We start from the raw sequence: 24,458 nt of genomic DNA, 5'->3' as shown, positions 1-24,458 counted from the left end.
AAGATCAAAAGATCGCAGCCTGCGGCAGCTCCTACATAAGGACCGTGGGCCGTATCAGAACTTGATGAAATGCTTGCGGTAGTGCTGCAACTCGGCGATCGATTCGCGGATGTCGTCCAGCGCCAGGTGGGTGCTGCCCTTCTTGAAGCTGTCACGCACATCCGGTGCCCAGCGCGCAGCCAGTTCTTTGAGCGTGGAAACGTCGAGGTTGCGGTAGTGGAAATAGCTTTCCAGAGATTTCATGTGGGTATAAAGAAAGCGACGGTCCTGGCAGATGCTGTTGCCGCAGATCGGCGACTTGCCCTTCGGCACCCACTTCTCCAGGAAGGCGATGGTTTCGGCTTCGGCTTCGGCCATGCTGACGCGGCTGTCGCGAACCCGCTGGGTCAGCCCGGAACCGCCGTGCTGACGAGTATTCCACTCGTCCATGCCAGCGAGGATTTCGTCGCTGTGGTGAATGGCGATCACCGGGCCTTCGGCCAGGGTGTTCAGGTCACTGTCGGTGACGATGGTGGCCATTTCGATGATGACGTCCGTGTCAGGGTTCAGACCGGTCATCTCCAGGTCGATCCAGATCAGGTTCTGTGGGTTTTGCATGTGTCGGCTCCTAGGCAATGCTGCGCAGTTTAGCCTAGGCCGGTGGCCGGGCGTGCTAAACTCGCGGCCGTTTTACCTAATCGCTGCATTCTTGATACGGAACACCCATGGCCAAACGCCAACTCAATCGTCGTCAAAACTGGCGCATCGAAAAGATTCAGGGCGAACGCGCTGCCCGCGCCGCCAAACGCGAGTCCTCGGCCGTCGAGGCGCTTGAGGGCGGCGATCTGGGCCCGGAACAGCACGGTCTGGTGATCGCGCACTTCGGTGTGCAGGTCGAAGTCGAGGCCCGTGATGGCGAACTGGCCGGCCAGGTGTTCCGTTGCCACCTGCGCGCCAACCTGCCGGCGCTGGTGACCGGCGATCAGGTGGTCTGGCGTGCCGGCAACCAGGGCATCGGCGTGATCGTGGCGCAACTGCCGCGCAACACCGAACTGTGTCGTCCTGACAGCCGTGGTCAGCTCAAGCCGGTTGCGGCCAACGTCGACATGATCGTCATCGTGTTTGCACCGCTGCCCGAGCCCCATGCCAACCTGATCGACCGTTACCTGGTGGCGGCCGAACATGCAGGCATCAAGCCACTGTTGCTGCTGAACAAATTCGACCTGATCGACGAAAACAACGCTCCTGCACTGAACGCCTTGCTCGCCGTATACCGCACCCTGGGCTATCCGGTGCTGGAAGTGTCGGCGCACCACGGCAACGGCATGGAGCAATTGCAGACACAGCTGGACGGACGCATCAGCGTATTCGTCGGCCAGTCCGGCGTCGGCAAGTCGTCGCTGGTCAACAGCCTGCTGCCGGATGTCGAAACCCGCGTCGGCCCGTTGTCCGAACTGTCCGGCCAGGGCACCCACACCACCACTACCGCGCGGTTGTTCCACTTCCCCGGTGGCGGTGAGTTGATCGACTCCCCGGGTATCCGCGAATTCGGTCTGGGCCACGTCAGCCGTGCCGACGTCGAAGCCGGCTTCATCGAGTTCAACGACCTCCTCGGCACCTGCCGCTTCCGTGACTGCAAGCATGACCGCGAACCGGGTTGCGCCCTGCTCAAGGCCCTGGAAGACGGCCGCGTGCAGCAGCAACGGATGAACAGCTACCGCTCGATCATCGCCAGCCTGCCGGAAAACGGCTACTAAACAGACGTGCCGACCGCCCTGCCTTCAGCGGGGCGGCCGACGGCTGGATCTTCCCCCCCCTCTTAAACATCAGACCTTTCTGTAAGACGTACGCACGCTCGCTTGTAGGGCATTTCTCTTTCCGCGCCGACACCTTGTGGCCGCGCTGCATTCGCCTAAGTTCAAACCCTCTTCGCACTCCAGCGACTCCGAGGGACACCCATGCAAACCTACCACCTGTTCATCAGCCACTCGTGGAACTACTCCGACGCCCACGACAATCTCGTGCGCCTGCTCAACGCCAAGCCCGGTTTCACGTACAAGAATTTTTCGGTACCGCCGGACAACCCGATTGTCGGCGCGAAAACCGACAAACAACTTGAGGAGGCCATCGAAAACAAGATCCGCCCGTGTTCGGCGGTATTGATCATGGCCGGGATGTATTCCACCTACAGCAAGTGGATCAACAAGGAAATCGAGATCGCCAAGCGCATGGGCAAGGTGATCATTGCGATCAAGCCGTTCGGTGCCGAGCGCATTTCCACGGTGGTACGTGACGCGGCACATGCCGAATGTGCGTGGAACACCAACAGCATCATCGATGCGATCCGCCAGCATACGGCGGTGTAACCATGCGCAAGGGACTGTTTATCGGCATCAACGACTACACCCATGTGTCACGCCTGAGCGGCTGCAGCAATGACGCCATGGCCATGGCCTCCGTGCTCAAGACCGACGCCAATGGCGATCCGAACTTCAAGAACATCGTACTGACCTCCGCCGAGGACTATCTGAGTCGGGAAAAACTCGAAGACCAGATCCGTGAGCTGTTTGCCGGGGACTGCAATGTCGCGCTGCTGTATTTCGCCGGCCACGGCAGCTTCGACACTGACACCGACGAAGGCATGTTGATCCCGCAGGATTACAAGAGTGCCAAGGACGGGATTCGCCTCAGCGACATTCTCAACTGGGCGAGCAAGGCCACGAAGATCAAGAACAAAGTGATCATTCTCGACTGTTGCCAGAGCGGTTCGGCCGGCGAACTGCGCGCCTTGCGCAGTGAGGGCAGCGTGGTCGGCGAAGGCATGACCATCCTGACCGCCTGCAAAAAGGAAGAACCGGCGATGGAGGGCGTGCAGCACGGTGTGTTCACCGGATTGTTGCTCCAGGCCCTGCACGGTGGCGCAGCGAACATCCTGGGCAAGATCACCCCCGGCAGCCTTTATTCGTTTGTCGACAACGCCCTCGATGCCTGGGAACAGCGTCCGGTGTTCAAGACCAACGTGTCGCAGTTCATCTCCCTGCGCGAAGTGTCGCCGCTGATCCCCAAGGAGATCCTGCGCAAACTCCCCGAATGGTTTGCCGAAGCGGAGTCGGTGTACCCCCTCGCCCCCAGCTTTGAGCCCACCGAACCCGAGTTCAACCCGGAACAGGGCGAGGTCTTCGCCCAACTGCAAAAGTGCAACCGCCACAGCCTGGTCGAACCGGTGGACGCCGAACACATGTACTACGCCGCCATCCACGCCACCGGCTGCCGCCTCACCGCCCTCGGCGCCTATTACCGCGAACTCGCGATCAAGGGACATTTCTGATGCCAGTGTTTATCAGCTACCGCCACATGGACCGCGCCCACGCGGTTCACATCAACACACGCCTGATCCAGGCCAACATCAAGACCTACCTCGACGTGCTGGATGCCGAATCCCAGACCACCGACGACATCACCGGGGTGATCACCCGCAACATCAGCGAATGCACGCACCTGTTGGCGGTAGTGTCGGAAAAAACCGCGCTGTCCTGGTGGGTGCCGTTCGAAATCGGCGAGGCGACCATCACCAACCGACGCATCTGCTCGTTCAAGACCGGCCCCACCGAGCTGCCACTGTTCCTGGACAAGTGGCCGAAGCTGACCAGCGACCGGGACATCGAGTTCTTTATCGATGCCTATCGCAACGAGTCGACGCTCAAGCGTTCGATGTCACTGGATTCGGTGACCGGTAGCGAGTCGGTGCGCAGCGTCAACAAATCCAATGCGGATCGCTTTCACGCCGACCTCAAGTCCCGAGTCATCCGCGGCTTTTAACGTAGAAAACGCCGACAAAAAAGCCGACATCGCTGTCGGCTTTTTTATCGGTCACTGTTTGGGCGGTTCAGCCGGTTTGGCTGGCTCGCCCGGTTTCGGTGCCGGGTCGTCGAACAGGTTCAGACGCTCACGCAGTTCATGAGCCGGCAGAGGCTCCTTGTCCGCCGGCAACGCGTTCGGATCGACCGGCTCAGCCGGTGCAGCTCCCGGAGCGGCCAAACCTTGCGGTGCATCAGGAGCAGGCTCCGCGCCTTGCGAGCCTTCGATCGCACGCTGGGCTTTTTTCGTCAGTACGACGATGTCGATACGGCGGTTCACCGGGTTGAACGGATGCTCGCGATCGAACAGGGCCGACGAGGCATAGCCGACCACCCGTGCCACCTGAGCATCCGGATAGCTGCCCGCCACTAGCGCACGCCGTGCGGCGTTGGCACGATTGGCCGAAAGCTCCCAGTTACCGAAATCACCGGTGCCGGTGTATGGCTTGGCATCGGTGTGGCCGCTGATGCTGATCTTGTTCGGCACCGCCTTGATGGTGTCGGCCATGGCCAGCAGGATGTCTTCGAAATACGGCTTCAAGCGAGCTGAGCCTGAGTCGAACATCGGGCGGTTTTCCGCGTCCATGATCTGGATGCGCAGGCCGTCCTGAGTGATCTCGAACAGGATCTGGTCCTTGAACTTCTGCATCTGCGGGTTTTCTTCGACCTTGTTCTGCAATTCTTGCAGCAACAGTTCGAGGCGCTCTTTTTCGACCTGCTCGGCCATGCCTTCGACCTGATCGGTATCGATGGTGACCTTGTCCGGTTGTGGTTGGGACTTCACCTCCGGGTTGAGGGTGTTTTCCGGCGCCAGGGTCGGTGTGCCGCCCAGATCGATGATGTAGGGCGTGCCGCTTTCGGAAAAGCCGATCGGGTCCTTGAAGTAACCGGCGATGGCAATCTTCTGTTCCGGCGTGGCGGTGGACAGCAGCCACAACACCAGGAAGAACGCCATCATCGCCGTGGCGAAGTCGGCGAAGGCGATTTTCCAGGCGCCCCCGTGATGCCCGCCGGCGATGCGCTTGACGCGCTTGATGATTATCGGCTGGTTATTTTCCATGGAGAGTGCTCTGTCTCACAAATACTGTTCCTTTTTGACGGTGCCTGTTGTCGCCATACTGCGTTGCCGCTCCTCGCCATAGCGGGCTATGACTCGTCGCGGCGCCTTGTCTGGCAACAACAGTCACTCGCCAAAAAGGAACGTATTTGCGAAACAAAGCACTAACGACCGCGAACCGCTTGTTCCAGCTCGGCGAAGCTTGGACGGTGCGCCGGGTACAGGACCTTGCGCCCGAATTCCACGGCCAGCGATGGCGGCATGCCGGAAGCCGAAGCCACCAGCGAGGCCTTGATGGCTTCGTAGACGTTCAGCTCTTCCTTGGCATCGTGGGCCAGGGAATGGGCCAGCGGGCCGAAGAAGCCGTAGGCGGCGAGAATACCGAAGAAGGTACCCACCAGTGCCGCACCCACGTGCAGGCCGATGGACTTCTGGTCGCCCTCACCCAACGAAGCCATGGTCACCACGATCCCCAGTACCGCCGCGACGATACCGAAACCGGGCATGGCATCGGCGATGCCGTTGACGGCGTGGGATGGATGCTCAAGGTCTTCCTTGAGGCTGAACAGTTCCATGTCGAACAAGCCTTCCAGCTCGTGGGGAGCCATGTTGCCGGAGGACATGATGCGCAGGTAATCGCAGATGAACGCGGTCATGCGCTCGTCCTTCAGCACCGTCGGGTACTTGGCGAAGATCGGGCTCGCGGCGGCATCTTCGATGTCGCCTTCGATGGCCATCATGCCTTCGCGGCGGCTCTTGTTGAGGATCTCGTAGATCAGGCCCAGCACTTCCAGGTAGAAGGCGTGGTTGAAACGCGAACTGAACATGCTCAGGGACTTCTTGAGCACGTGCATCGTCATATAGCCGGGGTTGGCCTGCAAGAAGGCGCCGAGGGCCGCGCCGCCGATGATCATGACCTCGAAAGGCTGGATCAGGGCGGCAATCTTGCCGTGGGAAAGCACGTATCCGCCGAGCACGCTCGCGAATACGACGATGATGCCGATAATTTTAGCCATAGGTTAGGAGAGCACTTACTGAGTCGGGTTCAAGGTCATATTCGGAAGTTAAAAAATCTCTTCTTCTACTTATCGGCAAAACTGCGCCAGACTATAGCCAGTTCAGGCGAAAAGCTAATTTGACCCCTTGCGGGCACAGGTACTGTTGACGATGATCGCCTCCCACCATGGTTAACGAAACGAACGCCCCAACCCCGAAACCGACCACTCTCGAAGGCTGGGTCAAGCTTCTCGATGGCGTGCGCCTGCCGGTTCCGCAAGCCAGCCACGACCGGGTCTGCAAGGCCATCCGCGACAATCGCAGCTCGTTGCGCGATATCGCCGACCTCATGCAAGGCAGCCCGGCCCTGGCCTTGAGCGTGATTCGCGAAGCCAACCGGCATACCCACGGCGGCATGACCGAGCCTGCGGAAAACCTTGAAGTTGCGATCAATCGCCTCGGCCTGAAACGCACCGAAGAACTGCTCGCGCGCCTGCCCGCCGAACCCCAGTCCGAGATTCCCAAAGCCCTGCGTCAGTTGCAGATGATCAGCCAGCACGCCACGCAACAGGCCAACGGCTTTTTTGCCAGTCGCCTGGCGCGCCTGTGGCAGGACATCCACTGGGGCAGCCTGCTGTTTCTTTCGCCCCTGTGGCCGCTGGCGCTGACCCATCCGAAACTGCTCGAAGACTGGGAGCTGCGGGTCATCCATAAAGGTGAATCGGCACGCAAAGTCGAACAGCAACTGTTTGGCGTACGCCTGCTGGAGATTGGCCAGGCACTGGTGGAGGTCTGGCACCTGCCGATCTGGGTGCAGCAAGGCTATCGACTGCTGCTCACCGAGCAGCGGGAACTGGTGAAGGTCCTGCGTATTGCCCGTGACAGCGAGCATCCACTGCGCCAGCAGAACCGCCTCGATGACGATCCGACCCTGCGCCGCTGGCTCAATCAACCGGCCAACACCGTGCTGCTGGCCAACGGGCTGGCGCTGTCGGCGCAACACGCCTGGGACAGCCCCCACAGTGAGCGCTGGCAGTACCTGACCAGCCTTTACCTGCAAATGCCGATGGACGAGCTGCAGCAACAACTGCACCAGCAAGCCGCCAACAGCGCACGCCAACACGCCATGCCCGACCTCTGGCACCCCGCCGAGTCGCTGATCTGGCCGTGGGGCATGAACCGTGTCCACGCAGGCTTGCTGCCGGCAGCGGCACCCACCGCCGAAGACCTGGCGAAGTGGCGCAAGCAATGCGCCGAACTGCTGGTCGAGCCGAGTCGTTTCACCAATGCCATGCACTTGACCATCGCCGCCCGGGACGCCCTCGTGGCCTGCGGCATGCGCCGGGTGATGATCCTGATGGCCGACCGCACCCACGCCAATCTGCGCGTGCACCAAACGGCCGGCCTGCCGAAGGAGGCTGCCGGGTTGAATTTCGTGGTCAGCCAGAGCAACGTGTTGCAACGCCTGCTCGCGCAACAGGCCCAGGTGCGACTGACGCCAACCAACAACGCGCAATTCTCGGCCCTGCTGCCCAACAGCCTGCGTTCGCAGTTCAATGGTGAACACTTGCTGCTGCGCTCGCTGGTCAACAATGGCCGGGTGATCATGATCATCGTGGCGGATCAAGGCGGCGGGCCGTTTTCGGAAATTTCCGTACAGGCCTTCGGCAAAACCGCGCAGTGCATCGAAAAAGCCCTGCACAGCTTTAGCCACCGTGGCCAATAAGCTGCGTTACAATCCTCCCTTTTGTGCTCTGGAGACCTCACATGTCTGACTTCTCTGGCTTGCCGCTGGTGATCGAGCCGAGCGACTTGCTCCCTCGCCTCGACGCCCGCGAACTGATTCTGGTGGACTTGACCAGTCCCGCCCGCTACGCCGAAGGGCACATTCCCGGCGCACGCTTTGTCGACCCGAAACGCACACAGCTCGGCCAGGCCCCCGCCCCGGGGCTGATGCCCCCGCAGGCAGCACTCGAAGCGCTGTTTGGTGAACTGGGACACAACCCCGACGCGATCTACGTGGTGTATGACGACGAAGGCGGCGGTTGGGCCGGGCGCTTCATCTGGCTGCTGGATGTCATCGGCCACAGCAAGTACCACTATATCGACGGCGGCCTGACGGCCTGGCTGGCGGAAGGCTTGCCCATGTCGATCCAGATCCCGCCACCGGTGGGCGGCCCGGTTTCACTGACCTTGCACGACGAACCCACCGCCACCCGCGAATACCTGCAAAGCCGTCTCGGCGCCGCCGACCTGGCAATCTGGGATGCACGCGGGCCGCAGGAGTACTCCGGCGAGAAAGTCCTGGCAGCCAAGGGCGGGCACATTCCCGGCGCGGTCAATTTCGAATGGACCGCGGGCATGGATCGGGCACGCCAGTTGCGCATCCGCACCGACATGCCGCAGATCCTCGAACAACTCGGGATCAGCAAAGACAAAGAAGTGATTACCCACTGCCAGACTCACCATCGTTCTGGCTTCACCTATCTGGTGGCCAAATCCCTCGGTTATCCGCGGGTCAAAGGCTACGCCGGCTCCTGGGGCGAATGGGGCAACCATCCCGATACCCCGGTAGAAATTTAAGATTTTTAAGGACCGTTAATGAACAAGCGTCTGTTTCTCCTCGGCCAGTACCTGCTGCCCCACAACCTGCTCTCGCGACTGGCCGGCTGCATCGCCGAATGCCGCGTTCGCTGGTTCAAGAATGCCTTTACCGCCTGGTTCGCCAAGCGTTATCAGGTGGACATGTCCCAGGCGCTGGTCGAAGACCTGACCGCCTACGAGCACTTCAACGCGTTCTTCACCCGTGCATTGAAAGACGGTGCCCGTCCATTGGACGAAACCCCTGGCGCGATCCTCAGCCCCGCCGACGGTGCGATCAGCCAGCTCGGCCCGATCGAGCACGGCCGCGTGTTCCAGGCCAAGGGCCACAGCTTCAGCGTGCTGGAACTGTTGGGTGGCGATGCGGCAAATGCTGCGCCGTTCATGGGTGGTGACTTCGCGACCATCTACCTGTCGCCGAAGGACTACCACCGCGTGCACATGCCGCTGGCCGGCACCCTGCGCGAGATGGTCTACATCCCGGGCCGTCTGTTCTCGGTCAACCAGACCACCGCTGAAAACGTTCCGGAACTGTTCGCCCGCAACGAGCGCGTGGCGTGCATTTTCGACACCGAGCGCGGGCCTATGGCCGTGGTGCTGGTGGGCGCGATGATCGTGGCGTCGATTGAAACGGTGTGGGCCGGCCTGGTCACGCCGCCGAAGCGCGAGCTGAAAACCTTCCGCTACGACGAAGCCGCGCGCGCGCCGATCCACCTGGAAAAAGGTGCGGAGCTGGGACGCTTCAAACTGGGTTCGACCGCTGTCGTGCTGTTCGGGCCGGATCAGGTGAAGTGGGCTGAAGAAATGACCGCCGGTACTGCGGTGCAGATGGGTCAGGGCATGGGCCTGCCAAAGGCCTGATCTGTAGAGATCTAATGTGGGAGCGAGCTTGCTCGCGATTGCATAGTGTCAGTCGACATCTTCGTTGACTGATACACCGCTATCGCGAGCAAGCTCGCTCCCACATTTATTTGTGGTGCCTAGAGCTGGCCGTCGCGATCGCGGAAGCCCAGCAGATACAACACGCCATCCAGCCCGAGGGTGGAAATCGCCTGCTTCGCCGACTGCTTGACCAGCGGCTTGGCGCGGAATGCCACACCCAACCCGGCAATCGCCAGCATCGGCAGATCGTTGGCACCATCGCCGACCGCAATGGTCTGCTCCAGGCGCAAGCCTTCCTTGTGTGCCAGTTCCTTCAGCAAATCCGCCTTGCGCTGCGCATCGACAATCGGCTCGACCGCCACGCCGGTGACTTTGCCGTCGACCACTTCCAGTTCGTTGGCGAACACGTAGTCGATACCCAGCCTGGCCTGCAATTGCTTGGCGAAGTAGGTGAAGCCACCTGACAGAATCGCGGTCTTGTAGCCCAGGCGCTTGAGTTCGGCGAACAGGGTTTCAGCACCTTCGGTCAGGCGCAGCGAGGCGCCGATGGAGTCCAGCACATTGACGTCCAGCCCCTTGAGCAAGGCCAGGCGTTCCTTGAAGCTGGCGCGAAAATCCAGTTCGCCGGCCATCGCCCGCTCGGTGATTTCCGACACTTTGTCGCCGACGCCTGCAGCCTTGGCCAGTTCATCGATCACTTCGGCTTCGATGAGCGTTGAATCCATGTCGAACACAGCCAGGCGACGGTTGCGACGGAACAGCGAATCTTCCTGGAAGGCAATATCGACATTCAGTTCCTGGGCAACGCTGAGGAATTCGGCACGCAGCGCCTGCGGATCAGCCGCTTCGCCACGCACGGAAAACTCGATGCAGCCCTTGCCCTTGTCGGCCGGCGTGTCCAGCGGCATGCGCCCGGACAGACGATCGATGTGGTCGATGTTCAGGCCATATTTGGCGGTGATCGAACTCACGGCCTGCAACTGCCCGGCCGTCACCTTGCGGGTCAACAGGGTCACGATGTGGCGTTTTTTGCCCTGGTTGCCGACCCACTGCTGGTAATCCTCTTCGGACACCGGCGTGAAACGCACCTGTTGATCGAGCTCATAGCCCTTGAACAGGATGTCCTTGAGCACGGACCTGCCTTGTTCGGTGTCGGGAATTTCAACCAGGATACCGAACGACAAGGTGTCGTGGATCACCGCCTGACCGATGTCGAGAATGTTCACACCACCCTGGGCCAGAACGCCGGTAATGGCCGCAGTCAGACCCGGACGGTCGACTCCCGTGATGTTTATCAGGACGATTTCGCGCAAGGCGCACCCCCGCAGGTGGAAAAAAACCGCATTCTACCCACTTTCAGTGACCATCGGGCACCGTGAGCGCTTTGACGGTCTAGGGCCTGTCGCTATACTGCGCGTCAACTCCACGGACAAAAGAGCCGAGCTCAAGTGAACCGGCCTACGCCAGTAAAAACCGACAACTTCTTCCTGCTGATCTTCCGGGCACTGCGTCACCGCCGTGTACCGATTGCATTGCGCATCGCCAGCCATAACGTGATCCTGGTCGCCCTGGCCCTGGTCATCTATGCCGGTGTGATGGGCCTGCAGTTCAAGCAGGCCATGCACGAGCAGGCGGATGCGCTGGGCGAAAGCCTGACCACGCAGACGGCCACCTCGGCCACCGAGCTGTTGGTGTCCAATGACATCCTCAGCCTCAATGTGCTGCTCAATAACCTGACCAAGAACAAGCTGGTGGCCCACGCCGCCATCTACAGCCCGGACAACCGCATCCTCGCCGAATCCGGCCAGCGTCCCAAGCATGGCCTGCTGGGTGAAGCCGAGGGCATGTACCAGAGCAAGATCACCTTCCAGGACGTGACTGCCGGGCAATTGCGCATCAGCCTGGACATGGACCAGTTCCAGCAGCCGATGACCATCAGCCTGCAAAGCATGGGCATTCTGAGCGCCATCCTGCTGGCTTTGTCCCTGGCCCTGAGCCTGCGCATGGGGCGTTATCTCTCAACGCCACTGCTGCAATTGCGGGTATGGCTGCGCAATATCGACGAATACACCCCGGCCACCGACCGCCAGGACGAAATCGGCGACCTGGCGCGCCAGCTGCACGCCAACTTCGCCCCGGAGCCCGCCCCTGTGCCGGAACCGGAGCCGGAATTCGACGACATGGATGACGAGGCCGACCCGGCCTTCGAAGTCCGTAACCTGCGCGACCCGAGTTTCGACGAGAGCCGTCCGGTAGCGGCGCTCAAACCAGCGCCACGGCAGATCGTCAGCACCGTCGAAGACGACGATGATGAAGACCCGTTCGCCGATCTGCGCGACGAGTCGCTCGACAGCGCCCCACAACCGGTGGTTCGCAAACCCACGCCGAACGTGCCGCAACACAGCGCGGTGCTGGCGGTGCAACTGGGCTCCCAGGAGCAACTGCGTCGCCTGCCGCGGGCACGTCTTGAAGAACTGCTCGAACGCTATCGCGATTGCCTCGACCAGGCCGCCTCGCTGTATCAGGGCGAAGTAGAGACCTTGAACGATGGCAGCACGTTGATGCTGTTCCACACAGAAGACAGCGGCGACGATTACCTGACCAACGCCATCTGCTGTGGCGAACTGCTGCGGGCCCTGGGCCACCAGTTGCAGATCGAAGTCGCGGACAGTGGCATCACCCTGCAATTGCAACTGGGCCTGACTCTGGGCGACGAACTGTTCGGCCTGAGCCAGATCGACCTGCTGCTGACCGATCCCGCCCAGGACGCCCTGGCCCTGTCGCAACACAGCCGCAACCTGCTGCTGGTGGAGCGCAAGATCAGTGACGACGCGTTAATCCGCCAGCGCGCACGGATCCGCCCGATTGCCAGCCCTGAGGGGGCTTGCTGCGTGGAGCGGTTGATGGAGCCGTATCCATCGATGCTGGAGCGGCAATTGGCGCGGATGCATGAGCGCCGCGCGTAGGAGCTGCCGAAGGCTGCGATCTTTTAGCCTTTAAGCCTGCAAGCCCGTAGATGACCGATCGCCTGCGGGCTTTTTTGTGGCCTGCTCTGGCCTCTTCGCGGGCAAGCCCGCTCCCACAGGGGACGTGGTCGTACACAAGATCTGTGTTCACAGAGATAATTGTGGGAGCGGGCTTGCTCCGGGCGGCGTTCCGACGAAGAGGCCGGAACTGACGCCAGATATCTCCATCCTGCAGAAACAACAAAGCCCGCATCTATGCGGGCTTTGTTTCAAATCCATCCAGCCTTAGAAGCGGAACACTTCCATATCCGTACGAATCGGCGCGGCCATCGGGATCTTCGGCTGCTTTTCCTGTTCTACCGCAGGTGCTGGCGCCTTGGCTGCCGGCTTGCGCGGGGCTTCGGCGATCGGCGGCTGATTGGCCAGGGGCTTGAGCGCCACCGACAATTGCTCGGCCAGGCGTTGCAACAACACGCCCTGTGCCTGGACCTGAGCCGCCGTGGTACCGGCATGCTGTTCCTGCAAATGGATGATGCGGTTGTCGCGGACCTGCCCGCGACGGTCGATCAGGCGCCATTGCGCGTCGAGGATCGCCGGCTGTTTTTCACCCGAATCCAGGCGCGTGATAGTCAGCAGGACCTGGACGTCCGGTGTAAAGCCCAGTGTTGCCGGGGCCAGCACTACGCGCTGGCTGTCCAGGCGACCTGCGACCTGACGCAGTAGCAGTTGATCGATATCCGACGAAAGGCTGCCAGCCCAACGACCGTCGGTCGAGGCTTGCAGGCTGCCATCGGGCTGGCGCTGCAACAGGGTTTCGCGTTGCAGGTAGTCGGCCACGGTCACAGGCCCCAACAATACCGCCATGCCCGCGTTCTGTGCGGGCTGAACCGGACTACCCGCGTCCAGCTGATACAACGACACCGGTTGGTGAACGCTGCAACCCGCCAGGCCAAGAACGCCGGCGAGCAAAAGAATAAAAGGAAGGCGCAGAGCAGTCATCGTCCCATCCAGGTGATCGCAAAAAGGCTGATCACAGTGAAAATACTCAATAAATATGAAGAACGCGCGGCAGTGCCGGCGCTTGAAAGGCCATATCATCCGTGAATATGCGTTCCGACTCCAGCGCAAAGCGCCGAACTACGGGTTAAATCGTAGATCGGCGCCTCAAACTCGCGTTCTTCGGTCAACTGAACGCAGTAGCGCTCAGTTGACCGGGCTTTCGACGAGTAGCGCATCTACCCGCTGGAAGCCCCGCGGCAACTTATTGCCACGACGACCACGTTCACCCTTGTAGTGTTCGAGATCGTCCGCTTTCAGTGACAAGGTACGTTTCCCGGCCTGCAACACCAGTGTTGCACCGTCCGGCAATACGGCGATGTCCGTCACATACTCTTCACGACTGGCCACTCGTTCACCGGGGATCCCGATGATCTTGTTGCCTTTGCCCTTACCTAATTGTGGCAGGTCGCTGATCTTGAATATCAGCAGGCGACCTTCGGTCGTCACCGACGCCAGCCAGTTCTGCTCACGATCGGCCACAGGGCGCGGCAGCATGACCTTGGCGTTGTTCGGCAGGCTCAACAGGGCCTTGCCCGCCTTGTTCTTGGCTTGCAGGTCTTCACCCTTGACCACGAAACCGTAGCCGGCGTCGGAGGCAATCACGTACAACGCGTCGTCTTCGGGCATCAACACGCATTCGAAACTCGCCCCTGGCGGCGGCGTCAGGCGACCGGTCAGCGGTTCGCCCTGGCCACGGGCCGACGGCAAGGTGTGGGCGGCCACCGAATAACTGCGTCCGGTGGAGTCGATAAACACGGCAAACTGGTTGGAGCGCCCGGCTGCCAGCGCCTTGAAACCGTCCCCGGCCTTGTAGGAAAGCCCGGTGGCGTCGATTTCGTGGCCTTTGGCGGAGCGAATCCAGCCTTTTTCCGACAGCACCACCGTCACTTTCTCGTTCGGCAGCAGATCGTGCTCGGTCAGGGCCTTGGCTTCGGCACGTTCGACGATAGGCGACCGACGGTCATCACCGTAGGTTTCAGCGTCCTTGATCAGCTCGCTGCGCACCAGTTTTTTCAACTTGGTTTCGCTGCTGAGCAGGGCTTGCAGCTTGGCTTGTTCCTTGAGCAGTTCATCCTGCTCGGCACGCAGCTTCATCTCTTCCAGTCGCGCCAACTGACGCAGACGGGTATCGAGAATGTAGTCGGCCTGGATTTCGCTCAGGGCGAAACGCTCGATCAGCGCGGCTTTCGGGTGTTCCTCGGTACGGATGATGTGGATCACTTCATCCAGGTTGAGGTAGGCAATCAACAAACCGTCCAACAGGTGCAGGCGACGCTCGACCTTGTCGAGGCGGAATTGCAGGCGACGACGCACGGTCTGCACCCGGAACTCCAGCCATTCGACCAGCAGCGCCCGCAGGTTCTTCAGCTGCGGCTTACCGTCCAGGCCGATGATATTGATGTTGACCCGGTAGCTCGACTCCAGCTCGGTGCTGGCGAACAGGTGCTGCATCAGGGCATCGTGGTCGAAGTTTTTTCGCGCGCCCGGAATGATCACGATCCGGCACGGGTTTTCGTGGTCGGATTCGTCACGCAGGTCGGCGATTTGCGGTGCCTTGGACGGCTTGGCCTGCATCATCGCGGCGATCTGCTCAAGCACCTTGGCGCCCGAGACCTGATGTGGCAGCGCGGTGACGATGATGTCGCCGTCTTCGATGTGATACACGGCGCGCATGCGCACCGAACCGCGACCGGTTTCGTAGATTTTCAGCAGGTCGGCGCGCGGGGTGATGATTTCCGCTTCGGTCGGGTAGTCCGGGCCCTGGATGTGTTCACAGAGCTGTTCGACCGTGGCCTTGGGCTCGTCGAGCAAACGCACGCACGCCGTGGCGACTTCCCGCAGGTTGTGCGGCGGAACGTCGGTGGCCATGCCCACGGCGATACCGGTGGTGCCGTTGAGCAGGATATTCGGCAAACGTGCCGGCAACACCAGCGGTTCGTCGAGGGTACCGTCGAAGTTCGGGCCCCAGTCCGCCGTGCCCTGGCCCAGCTCGCTGAGCAGCACTTCGGAATAGCGCGACAGCCGCGCTTCGGTGTAACGCATGGCGGCGAAGGACTTGGGATCGTCCGGCGCCCCCCAGTTGCCCTGGCCGTCGACCAGCGTGTATCGATAGCTGAACGGCTGGGCCATCAACACCATGGCTTCGTAGCAGGCCGAGTCGCCGTGGGGGTGGAACTTACCGAGCACGTCACCGACGGTACGCGCCGATTTCTTGTGCTTGGAATCGGCGTCCAGCCCCAACTCGCTCATCGCATAAATAATGCGGCGCTGTACCGGTTTCAGACCGTCGCCGATATGCGGCAAGGCACGGTCCATGATCACGTACATGGAGTAGTTGAGGTAGGCATTTTCGGTGAAGTCAGCCAGTGACCGGCGTTCTACACCGTCCAGGCTGAGATCAAGGGAGTCGCTCATGCGGGCCTCATCGGTTCGTTGTCTGGCGCAGCAGCATGGTGCCACCGCGCTGGGTAAATTCAAGTTTGTTCAGTGCGCTCATGCCGAGCAACACCTGATCGCCGTGCAGCCCCGGGGCCACCAGTGCGCGTACATCCCGTAGCACGATGTCGCCCAGTTGCAGGCGCTCGATACGGGTGCGATAGCCCTGGCTCAGGCCGTTGGCCGTGCTCAGGGTCACGCCGAATCCTTCTTCGAGCTTCAAGCGCTTGGCCAGGCCCGCCGGAATCGACACATCGGTCGCCCCGGTATCGAGCATGAAGTCCACCGGCTGGCCGTTGATCTGGCCGCTGGCGACGAAATGCCCCTGCACATTGCTCACCAGTTTCACCTCGATGAAACCTTCGCCCTGCTCCGAACTGACCACCACATTCGGATTTTGCTGACGCGCTTCCCACTGGGCGAAAAACCGCGTGGCCAGAAACAGCGCCGCACACCAGGCCAGCACCATGAACACCCGGCCGATACGCTGCCCCGGGCTTTGTTGTCTCATGGCCTGGCACTCCAGCCACCTTCCGGTGCGGCGAAGCGCCAGACCACCGGGCGGACTTCGCCATCGGCGCGCGCGCCGAAGTTATTGTCGACACCGATCCAGGCGCCATCGGCATCCACGATCAACGCTTCTTCCAGCCCGTAGTTCTGTGAATAACGACGGCTCTCCTCCAACAACTCGGCGGCGTACGACCAGCAGCGCTCGACCTTGGCCGTCTGCGCATCCCGGCGACAGATCTGGAAGGCATTGCGGTCAAGGGTGAACAGCTTGCCGTTGAACAGCGACAGGTCAGAAAAATCCCGCGGGACAGGCTTGGCACGGGGAAACTGCTCGGGCTGCATTTCCATGCCCGCCTCGCTCAGCAGCACGCAACCACCGTCGCAATCCCACAACGTCTGCTGGCGCTTGATCATCAGTAACCCCCGGCCTTGACGCTCGGCGGCGAGCCACATCCGATCCCCCGCCGGATTGATCACCAGCCCTTCGAACAACGCATTGAATTGCAACAGCAGGCCTCTGGCCCGTGCCTCGCGAACCATCATCGGCGAAATTTTAAGCCAGGTGGCAGGCCCCGTTGGCGGCACTTGCAAGACAGCGGCATGGCCTTCGCTGACGATGTAGCGATTGCCGGCGCTGTCACAGGTGATGCCTTCGAAGTCCAGATCGCCGCCACGCACGAACGAAGCCCCCCAGACGCGAGACTTCAGCCCCCAGGGCAAACCGCTGTCCGGCACCGTCGGTACGTCGATGTGCACCGTTTGTGCCTGCCACACGGATTCGCGGGTATCGAGGCGGTAGATCTGGCCATCGTCGCGGTCGGAAACCGCCCACAGGTCATTGCCGCACTGCGCCAGCCCGGACAGGTTGCCGCCGCGCATGCCGTCGATGACATGCCCGGACAACACGCGCAGCTGTGGCGCCGGCTCGGCGGATACCGTAATCGACGTCAGCAGCAACCCACAGGCCAGGGCAAAGCCCAGACGCATCAGCCCAGCACCTCGGCCAGGTTGCCCTTGGACTCCAGCCAGGTCTTGCGGTCACCGGCGCGTTTCTTCGCCAGCAGCATATCCATCATTTCCGAGGTGGCCTCGAAATCTTCCAGGGTCAACTGCACCAGGCGCCGGGTGTTCGGGTCCATGGTGGTTTCGCGCAGCTGTGGCGGGTTCATTTCGCCCAGACCCTTGAATCGGGTGACCTGCGGCTTGCCGCGCTTCTTCTCGGCCACCAGGCGATCGAGGATGCCATCGCGCTCGGCTTCATCGAGGGCGTAGTAGATCTCTTTGCCCAGGTCGATGCGGTACAACGGCGGCATCGCGACATAGACGTGACCGGCATCCACCAACGGGCGGAAATGCTGGACGAACAAGGCGCAGAGCAAGGTCGCGATGTGCAGACCGTCGGAGTCGGCGTCGGCGAGGATGCAGATCTTGCCGTAGCGCAGCTGGCTCATGTCCGCCGCGCCCGGGTCGACGCCGATGGCCACGGCGATGTTGTGCACTTCCTGGCTGGCCAGCACTTCGCTGCCGTCGACTTCCCAGGTGTTGAGGATCTTGCCCCGCAACGGCAGGATCGCCTGGAATTCCTTGTCCCGCGCCTGCTTGGCGGAACCGCCGGCGGAATCACCTTCCACCAGGAACAGCTCGGAACGCATCGGGTCCTGCCCGGCACAGTCGGCCAGCTTGCCCGGCAGCGCCGGGCCTTGGGTAATGCGTTTGCGCTCGACCTTCTTGCTGGCCTTGAGGCGACGGCCAGCGTTGTTGATCGCCAGTTCCGCCAGCAGCATGCCGGTTTCCGGGTTGGCATTGAGCCACAGGCTGAACGCATCCTTGACCACACCGGAGACGAACGCCGCCGCTTCACGGGACGACAGGCGCTCCTTGGTCTGGCCGGAGAATTGCGGTTCCTGCATCTTCATCGACAGCACGAAGGCGATGCGCTCCCAGACGTCTTCCGGCGCCAGCTTCACACCACGCGGCAACAGGCTGCGGAACTCGCAGAACTCGCGCATGGCGTCGAGCAGGCCCTGGCGCAAACCGTTGACGTGGGTGCCGCCCTGGGCGGTCGGGATCAGGTTGACGTAGCTTTCCTGCACCGCGTCGCCGCCTTCCGGCAGCCACAGCAGCGCCCAGTCCACCGCTTCCTTGTTACCGGCAAAAGCGCCACAGAACGGCTCGTCCGGCAGGCGCTCGAATTCGTTGACCGCATCCACCAGGTAGGAACGCAGGCCGTCTTCGTAATGCCATTCGACTTTCTCGCCGGTGGCCTTGTCTTCAAAGCTGACCAGCAGCCCCGGGCACAACACGGCCTTGGCCTTGAGCACATGCTTGAGGCGGCTGATGGAGAATTTCGGGGAGTCGAAGTATTTCGGATCCGGCGCAAAGTACACGCTGGTGCCGGTGTTGCGCTTGCCGACGGTACCGATCACTTCCAGCTCGGTCTTTTTGTAACCGTCAGCGAAAGTCATCTGATATTCGTTGCCGTCACGCTTGACCCGCACCCGCACTTCGGTGGACAAGGCGTTAACCACGGAAATACCCACCCCGTGCAGACCGCCGGAGAACTGGTAGTTCTTGTTGGAAAACTTGCCACCGGCATGCAGCTTGGTGAGGATCAGCTCGACACCCGAAACACCTTCCTCGGGGTGAATGTCCACCGGCATGCCACGGCCGTCGTCGCTGACTTCCAGGGAATGGTCGGCATGCAGGATCACCTGCACCGATGAGGCATGCCCGGCCAGGGCTTCGTCGACACTGTTGTCGATGACTTCCTGGGCAAGGTGGTTCGGCCGACTGGTGTCGGTGTACATGCCGGGGCGTTTGCGCACCGGGTCGAGGCCCGAGAGGACTTCGATGGCGTCTGCGTTATAAGAGCTAGCGCTGGGAGTGGCCATGGGGTCTCGTCGTCAGTGTTCGGTGAAAAAAGAATTCATGGGGCTATCGCTCACAATGCGGTGAAATCGATTGCCTGATACAAATCGGCGCCAATGCCGGCAAAACTCAACATGGCCGGCAGTTGCGTGGCAAAACCCTGGAAACCGTGATCGCCGCCGGCCTGGATACGCAAGGCGCATGCCCGGTAATACTGCTGGGCGAGGCGATAGTCCAGCGTTTCGTCAGCTGTCTGCAACCATACCTGATAACGCTGTGGATCCTGGGGCGCCGGCACTTCCAGTTCGGCCAGGGCCGTCACGTGGTCGTGGGTCATTTCCCAAGTCTCTTCGGTATACAGGTTTTTCTGCGTCCCCAGAAAGCCGTCGAACATCCGGTGCGGGCTGACGGCAGGGTTGATCAACAGGGCTTTCAAGCCAAGGCGCTCGGCCAGGTGAGTGGCATAGTAGCCGCCGAGCGAGCTGCCGACCAGCAGTGGCCGCCCCAGCTCGGCAATCGCCTGTTCCAGCTGCTCGATAGCCTGACGCGGATGGTGGTGCAACGCCGGAACGCGCAAGTGTTCGCTCAGGCCCAGACGCTCCATCACCTCGACCAACTGACAGGCCTTCTTCGACAACGGCGAGCTGTTGAAGCCGTGGATATAAAGGATCGAACCGGACATTTGAGCTCCCTGTGCGTCGGCTAAAGAGTCGGAGTTTACAGGGACCTGGGGGAATCGGGGATATCCGCGGAATTCACGGCGTCTGTGTAGACGCCTTCGCGAGCAAGCCCGCTCCCACACTGGGCCTGCGTCGGTCACAAGCCCCCCTGTGGGAGCGGGCTTGCTCGCGAAGGGCGCAACTAGGTTTTCCAGAAAAAATGAAAAATCAGTAACCGCTGGAACCGTAATCCACAGTGAAATCAAACCCGGTCACCCGCTCCACCCCGGTTTCCAGCCGCCCGTCGGGAAGCAACCGCAGCCAGCGATAGCCCGGCGCCTGTTCCCCGACCTTGAAATCCTCGCTGCCGGGTTCGAACTGGATGCAGGTCGACGGCGAGGCGATCAGACGTACGCCGTTACGTAATTGATCGATTTCCTGGTGCACATGCCCCCACAGCACGGCACGCACCTGTGGAAAACGATCCAGCACTTCAAAAAACGCCTCGGGATTGCGCAGACCGATAGGCTCCATCCAGGCGCAACCAATCGAAACCGGGTGATGGTGCAAGCACACCAGATGATGACGTTCCGGCGCTTCGCTCAACGAGCGGGCGAGCAACTGCAGCTGTTCATCCTGCAAATATCCCGGCACCGAGCCTGGCACCGCCGAATCGAGCAAGGTGACCCGCCAGTTGCCGATATCCACCACAGGTTCCAGCAAAGCGCTCTGCACCGCCGCCTCGGCCATGATCCGTGGCTCGTCGTGATTGCCGGGAATCCAGCGCGCCGGTGCATCGAGCTGACGCGTCATGTCGCGAAATTGTTGGTAAGACTCCAGCGTCCCGTCCTGGGACAGATCACCCGTGGCCAGGATCAAGTCAATCCGTGGCTGTTGCGCGCGCACCAGCTCGATGACCTTTTGCAGGCTGTCGCGGGTGTTCATGCCCAGCAACGCGCCGTCCACTTCGGCAAACAGGTGGCTGTCGGAGAGTTGCACCAGCAACGCCGGATCGGCGGTGGTCAATGTGGATACGCTCGGCAAGGCGTTCTCCCAGGGCGTGATCACGGGGATGGGTAAGTGCCGCAATTATGCTGGGGGACGATCGAAAGAGGAAATCTGTGAACCTGACGCAGTTCACAACTGCGCTTCACAACTAACGTACGACTTCGTACTCATGCCCCAGCGCCAGGCAATGGCTCAGCCATTCGCCCAGAAACATGTTCAGCTGGGCCTTTTCGTCCGGCTGGTGCATCGAGGCATTCGGGTAAGGATAGATGCCGCGAAAGCGTCGTGCATGTTCGGCGCTGACCACTTCGGCCATGCGCGCGTCGTGATAGACCTGCACTTCCAGTTGCGGCACCGGCAGCCAGGGCAGGCTGTGCTCCTGACGCACTTGCAGGGTCGTGGTGTAAGGACAGGTCAGCAGGACTTCCAGGGCCAGCACACCGAGCATCTGATCGCCATGGGTCACGGCGATGCGCCGCGCGGCGGGCTCGCTGCGCATGTCCGGCAGCAGTCGCATCAAGCGCGCGTAGTTCGCCTCGCAGGACGCTTGCAGCCCCACCAGGTCCACCCGATAGCGATCGCGCAGCTTGTTTACGACCATAACCCCCTCACTTCAACGCGGTTCAAAGCCAGCCATTGCAAGGCAATGATGCTCGCCGCGTTGGCAATACGCCCGTCGCGCACGGCTTGCAGGGCATCTTCGAAAGCCCAGACCGTGACGCGGATGTCTTCTGCCTCTTCCTCCAGCCCATGCAGGCCGCCAACCCCGGTAGTGTCGCAACGCCCCAGGTACAGATGCACGAATTCGTTGCTGCCGCCCGGCGATGGAAAGTATTTGGTGATCGGCCAGAGCGCCCCGATTTCAAGCCCAGCTTCCTCCTGCGCCTCGCGGTGAGCAACTGCTTCCGGCACTTCATCCTTGTCGATCAGACCAGCGACCAGTTCGATCAGCCACGGGTTGTCGGTCTTGTCCATGGCGCCGACGCGAAACTGCTCGATCAGCACCACTTCATCGCGCTGCGGATCGTAAGGCAGCATGCACACTGCGTCATGGCGAACGAACACTTCGCGATTGATCTCGCGGCTCATGCCCCCGGCGAACAATTCGTGGCGCAAGTGCACGCGTTCGAGTTTGTAGAAGCCCTCGTAGCACTTTTCGCGCCGCACGATATCAACGGCGGTCGGAATGGCGTTGGCAAAATCCGTCATGACTATCCTCTTTTACTGCAAGTCCTGTTCGAGGTGCTTTTTTCCTGGGCCTCGACTTCGCGCCATCCTAACGCGCCCGTGACGTTTGATGCAGCCCCTTTCCTGTCAGCGGGATGGACGGTGAGGGCGAAACCCACTCTAATTAGCTTAGTGGCGAACTGACTGCTTTGTTGAGAGTCGAAGCCGGTAACTTTTTGCCTTCCCCTGTTTCAGAAAGGACGCTCATGTCGCTTTTCAAAATCGCCTCCGTGGCCGCTATCGCCCTGACCCTGGGCGCTTGCGCGAGCCTGTTCCAGCCCAACTACCGGACGCCGTTGGAGACCACCCGCGACGCCTCCGAGCAACTCAAGCCCGGTTGCAGCAATCCGGATTGCCCGCTGGTCAACATCGACACCCTGCACTTCCCGGACGAGCCTGCGCTGGACGGAATCATCGAAAAGCGCCTGCTGCAAATGACCCGCACCTCGCCCGACGCGCCGGTTGCCCCGACCCTGGCGGCCTATCGCGAAGAGTTTTTACGCACCGCCGGCCCGCGCTTCAGCAGCTATCTGCAGGCAAAGGTACGTGAGCAGCATGACGGCTTGGTGATCGTCGAATTGTCCAGCTACCTGGACACCGGCGGTGCCCACGGCACCCCAGGACGAGGTTTCATCAACTATTCACGCCAACAGCATAAAGTGCTGACACTGTCGGACATGCTGGTGCCAGGGCAGGAAGACGCATTCTGGAAAGCCGCGCAAGTGGCACACAACAGCTGGCTGATCAGCACCAAGCTCGATCAGGAACCGGAGTTCGTGAAGAGCTGGCCGTTCCAGAAAACCCAGAACGTGGCGCTGACCTACGGCGGGGTGATCCTCAAGTACGAAACCAGCACCATCGCGCCTTACGCGCTGGGCCATGTCGAACTGAAGATCCCCTACCCTCGCCTGAACGGCATCATCAAGCCCGAGCTGTTTCCCGGCCGTAACTGAAGGCCCGGCCCAGCACTAGCTGGAGCAACCCTGCCACGACCAGTGCCGGCAGGGTTGCGCCGATATCCGGATACAGGTTGGCCAACAAGTGATAGGTGCTGACCCCGCCCAGCCAGGCAAGCAGCGCCGGCCAGCGCAGTGCGGCCGAGGCCACCTGGGCGCTGCGCTTGCGCAGGATGAAGTGGTCAACCAGCACCACGCCGAACAACGGCGCAAACACCGAGCCGATCAGCAGCAGGAAGTTCTGGTACTGGGCTAACGGCGCCAGCAGGGCAATCAGCGTGCAGATAACGCCGATGGCCAGGGCCAGGTGCTCGACCTTGGCGCGCAACAGAATCCCGCTGGACACCGCCGCCGAGTGAATATCGGCAAAGGCGTTTTCCGATTCATCCAGAAGAATCAGCAGCAGCGGAATCCCCAGGCCGGCACCGGCCAGCGCCAGCAGCAAGGCATTGACTTCACCGCTCGGCGCGAACGCCAGGGTATAGGCCACGCCCAGGCTCATCAGCCAGAAATTACCGATGAAGAAACCGATGGCGGTGCCACCGAAGACGTTTTTCGCCCGCTTGCCGAAGCGCGAGTAGTCGGCGATCAGCGGCAACCACGACAGCGGCATGGCAATGGCGATGTCGAAACCCACGGCGAACGGCATCGAACCGTCACCGGCCTGGGCCCACAATGCGGCCAGATCAGCCTTGGCGAACAGGTTCCAGGTCAACCAGGTGCACGCGGCCAGCAGCAGCCAGATGCCCCATTTGCGCAGGATCTGCCGGACGAACGTCAACGGGCCGCTGACAGCCAACAGGGTCGCCAGCGCACCGAAGAACAGCGTCCACATTATCGGATTGGACAGCCAGCTACCGTCGCTGAACGCCTTTGCGCCCAACAGACTGGCGGCGTCGCGCATGACGATGATTTCGAACGAACCCCAGCCGATCAATTGCAGCAGGTTCAGCACCGCCGGCAGGCTCGCGCCTTTGGCACCGAGGCTGAGCTTGAGCGCGGCCATCGACGACAGGCCAGTGTCACTGCCAATCACGCCAACCGCGGCCAGCAGCAAAACGCCGACCAGGGTGCCGAGGAAAATCGCCAGCAACGAACCGGACAGGCCCAGGCCTGGCGCGAGCAATGCGCCGGTCTGCAACACCATCAGGCCGATGCCGAGGGAGAACCACAGGGAAAACAGGTCGCGACCGCCGAACACACGATTGTCGGTCGGCACCGCGATATCGGGAGAATAAGTGCTGGGTTGAATGCTCAAGGGTGTTATCTCAGAGGGACACATTTTGTTATTCGGATCTTCGCTGACTGGTCTGACGCCATCGCGAGCAAGCTCGCTCCCACAGAGGAATGCATTCCAATGTGGGAGCGAGCTTGCTCGCGATGGCGGCGGTGAAAAC

General features: G+C 61.3%; 23 protein-coding genes. 9 read left to right on the top strand and 14 right to left on the bottom strand.

The genetic code is table 11. The features are described from left to right. Nucleotides 1–54: 54 nt before the first annotated feature. A complete protein-coding gene (gene orn / locus AB4O40_RS20075) occupies nt 55–597 on the bottom strand; it encodes an oligoribonuclease (protein WP_223541729.1) in 543 nt (180 codons plus the stop codon). Nucleotides 598–704: 107 nt separating this feature from the next. Between orn and rsgA the strand changes: the two genes are divergently transcribed. From rsgA to AB4O40_RS20055, 4 genes are all read left to right on the top strand, one after another. Beyond that, nucleotides 705–1,736 (top strand): small ribosomal subunit biogenesis GTPase RsgA, encoded by a 1,032-nt coding sequence (gene rsgA / locus AB4O40_RS20070; protein ID WP_007978809.1) that lies wholly within the window; start codon nt 705–707, stop codon nt 1,734–1,736. A gap of 201 nt (nt 1,737–1,937) precedes the next feature. Beyond that, the gene (locus AB4O40_RS20065; protein ID WP_056725477.1) at nt 1,938–2,345 is read left to right on the top strand and encodes a TIR domain-containing protein; all 408 of its coding nucleotides are present in this window, start codon (nt 1,938–1,940) and stop codon (nt 2,343–2,345) included. 2 nt (nt 2,346–2,347) lie between these two features. Continuing rightward, nucleotides 2,348–3,307 (top strand): caspase family protein, encoded by a 960-nt coding sequence (locus AB4O40_RS20060; RefSeq protein WP_409078569.1) that lies wholly within the window; start codon nt 2,348–2,350, stop codon nt 3,305–3,307. Next, nucleotides 3,307–3,798 (top strand): toll/interleukin-1 receptor domain-containing protein, encoded by a 492-nt coding sequence (locus AB4O40_RS20055; protein WP_460053571.1) that lies wholly within the window; start codon nt 3,307–3,309, stop codon nt 3,796–3,798. The genes AB4O40_RS20060 and AB4O40_RS20055 overlap by 1 nt, the downstream gene beginning before the upstream one ends. Nucleotides 3,799–3,849: 51 nt before the next feature. Here the strand turns inward: AB4O40_RS20055 and motB are convergent, their stop codons facing one another. Next, nucleotides 3,850–4,896, bottom strand: coding sequence for a flagellar motor protein MotB (motB, locus tag AB4O40_RS20050; RefSeq protein ID WP_460053573.1), 1,047 nt, complete (start codon nt 4,894–4,896; stop codon nt 3,850–3,852). 161 nt (nt 4,897–5,057) lie between these two features. Further along, complete coding sequence (gene motA, locus AB4O40_RS20045) at nt 5,058–5,909, bottom strand: flagellar motor stator protein MotA (protein WP_015093220.1); 852 nt, start codon at nt 5,907–5,909, stop codon at nt 5,058–5,060. Between the two features lie 167 nt (nt 5,910–6,076). Between motA and AB4O40_RS20040 the strand changes: the two genes are divergently transcribed. The 3 genes from AB4O40_RS20040 to asd are packed head-to-tail and all read left to right on the top strand — an operon-like array spanning nt 6,077 to nt 9,351. Beyond that, nucleotides 6,077–7,615, top strand: a complete 1,539-nt coding sequence (locus AB4O40_RS20040) for an HDOD domain-containing protein (protein ID WP_223541734.1) — start codon at nt 6,077–6,079, stop codon at nt 7,613–7,615. Nucleotides 7,616–7,656: 41 nt separating this feature from the next. Further along, complete coding sequence (locus AB4O40_RS20035) at nt 7,657–8,472, top strand: rhodanese-like domain-containing protein (RefSeq protein WP_056725488.1); 816 nt, start codon at nt 7,657–7,659, stop codon at nt 8,470–8,472. 18 nt (nt 8,473–8,490) lie between these two features. Continuing rightward, the gene (gene asd / locus AB4O40_RS20030) at nt 8,491–9,351 is read left to right on the top strand and encodes an archaetidylserine decarboxylase (RefSeq protein ID WP_056725489.1); all 861 of its coding nucleotides are present in this window, start codon (nt 8,491–8,493) and stop codon (nt 9,349–9,351) included. Nucleotides 9,352–9,470: 119 nt separating this feature from the next. Here the strand turns inward: asd and serB are convergent, their stop codons facing one another. Further along, nucleotides 9,471–10,685 (bottom strand): phosphoserine phosphatase SerB, encoded by a 1,215-nt coding sequence (gene serB / locus AB4O40_RS20025; RefSeq protein ID WP_056725491.1) that lies wholly within the window; start codon nt 10,683–10,685, stop codon nt 9,471–9,473. Between the two features lie 135 nt (nt 10,686–10,820). Here serB and AB4O40_RS20020 point away from each other — a divergent pair, with 135 nt between their 5' ends. Continuing rightward, nucleotides 10,821–12,338, top strand: coding sequence for an AhpA/YtjB family protein (locus tag AB4O40_RS20020; RefSeq protein WP_056725493.1), 1,518 nt, complete (start codon nt 10,821–10,823; stop codon nt 12,336–12,338). 285 nt (nt 12,339–12,623) lie between these two features. Here the strand turns inward: AB4O40_RS20020 and AB4O40_RS20015 are convergent, their stop codons facing one another. The 9 genes from AB4O40_RS20015 to AB4O40_RS19975 form a co-directional block, all read right to left on the bottom strand. After that, nucleotides 12,624–13,337, bottom strand: a complete 714-nt coding sequence (locus tag AB4O40_RS20015) for a PqiC family protein (RefSeq protein ID WP_056725495.1) — start codon at nt 13,335–13,337, stop codon at nt 12,624–12,626. 204 nt (nt 13,338–13,541) lie between these two features. Beyond that, nucleotides 13,542–15,812: a DNA topoisomerase IV subunit A gene (parC, locus tag AB4O40_RS20010; protein WP_095943185.1), complete on the bottom strand. Its 2,271-nt coding sequence runs from the start codon at nt 15,810–15,812 to the stop codon at nt 13,542–13,544. Between the two features lie 7 nt (nt 15,813–15,819). Beyond that, nucleotides 15,820–16,344: a retropepsin-like aspartic protease family protein gene (locus AB4O40_RS20005; protein WP_056725499.1), complete on the bottom strand. Its 525-nt coding sequence runs from the start codon at nt 16,342–16,344 to the stop codon at nt 15,820–15,822. Next, nucleotides 16,341–17,330, bottom strand: a complete 990-nt coding sequence (locus AB4O40_RS20000) for an esterase-like activity of phytase family protein (RefSeq protein ID WP_056725501.1) — start codon at nt 17,328–17,330, stop codon at nt 16,341–16,343. Before AB4O40_RS20000 ends, AB4O40_RS20005 begins: the two co-directional genes overlap by 4 nt. Further along, a complete protein-coding gene (gene parE / locus AB4O40_RS19995) occupies nt 17,330–19,234 on the bottom strand; it encodes a DNA topoisomerase IV subunit B (RefSeq protein WP_056725503.1) in 1,905 nt (634 codons plus the stop codon). The genes AB4O40_RS20000 and parE overlap by 1 nt, the downstream gene beginning before the upstream one ends. A 50-nt stretch (nt 19,235–19,284) precedes the next feature. Then, nucleotides 19,285–19,893 (bottom strand): YqiA/YcfP family alpha/beta fold hydrolase, encoded by a 609-nt coding sequence (locus tag AB4O40_RS19990; RefSeq protein WP_056725505.1) that lies wholly within the window; start codon nt 19,891–19,893, stop codon nt 19,285–19,287. Nucleotides 19,894–20,098: 205 nt separating this feature from the next. Then, entirely contained in the window at nt 20,099–20,914 is an 816-nt protein-coding gene (cpdA, locus tag AB4O40_RS19985; protein WP_056725508.1) for a 3',5'-cyclic-AMP phosphodiesterase, read from the bottom strand. A gap of 112 nt (nt 20,915–21,026) precedes the next feature. Further along, a complete protein-coding gene (locus tag AB4O40_RS19980) occupies nt 21,027–21,479 on the bottom strand; it encodes a DUF1249 domain-containing protein (RefSeq protein ID WP_007977461.1) in 453 nt (150 codons plus the stop codon). Continuing rightward, nucleotides 21,470–22,087, bottom strand: coding sequence for an NUDIX domain-containing protein (locus tag AB4O40_RS19975; RefSeq protein WP_056725510.1), 618 nt, complete (start codon nt 22,085–22,087; stop codon nt 21,470–21,472). The genes AB4O40_RS19980 and AB4O40_RS19975 overlap by 10 nt, the downstream gene beginning before the upstream one ends. A 224-nt stretch (nt 22,088–22,311) precedes the next feature. Between AB4O40_RS19975 and AB4O40_RS19970 the strand changes: the two genes are divergently transcribed. Then, the gene (locus AB4O40_RS19970) at nt 22,312–23,058 is read left to right on the top strand and encodes an RsiV family protein (protein WP_102669298.1); all 747 of its coding nucleotides are present in this window, start codon (nt 22,312–22,314) and stop codon (nt 23,056–23,058) included. On the opposite strand, the gene cytX is transcribed toward AB4O40_RS19970, so the two are convergent. Then, nucleotides 23,027–24,319, bottom strand: a complete 1,293-nt coding sequence (cytX, locus tag AB4O40_RS19965) for a putative hydroxymethylpyrimidine transporter CytX (RefSeq protein ID WP_414914211.1) — start codon at nt 24,317–24,319, stop codon at nt 23,027–23,029. The genes AB4O40_RS19970 and cytX overlap by 32 nt on opposite strands. Between the last annotated feature and the right edge of the window lie 139 nt (nt 24,320–24,458).

The sequence above is a fragment of the Pseudomonas sp. S2_F07 genome (assembly GCF_054668325.1).
The sequence above is the reverse complement of the archived record's forward strand: the minus strand, read 5'-3'. Positions and strand labels throughout refer to the sequence as shown.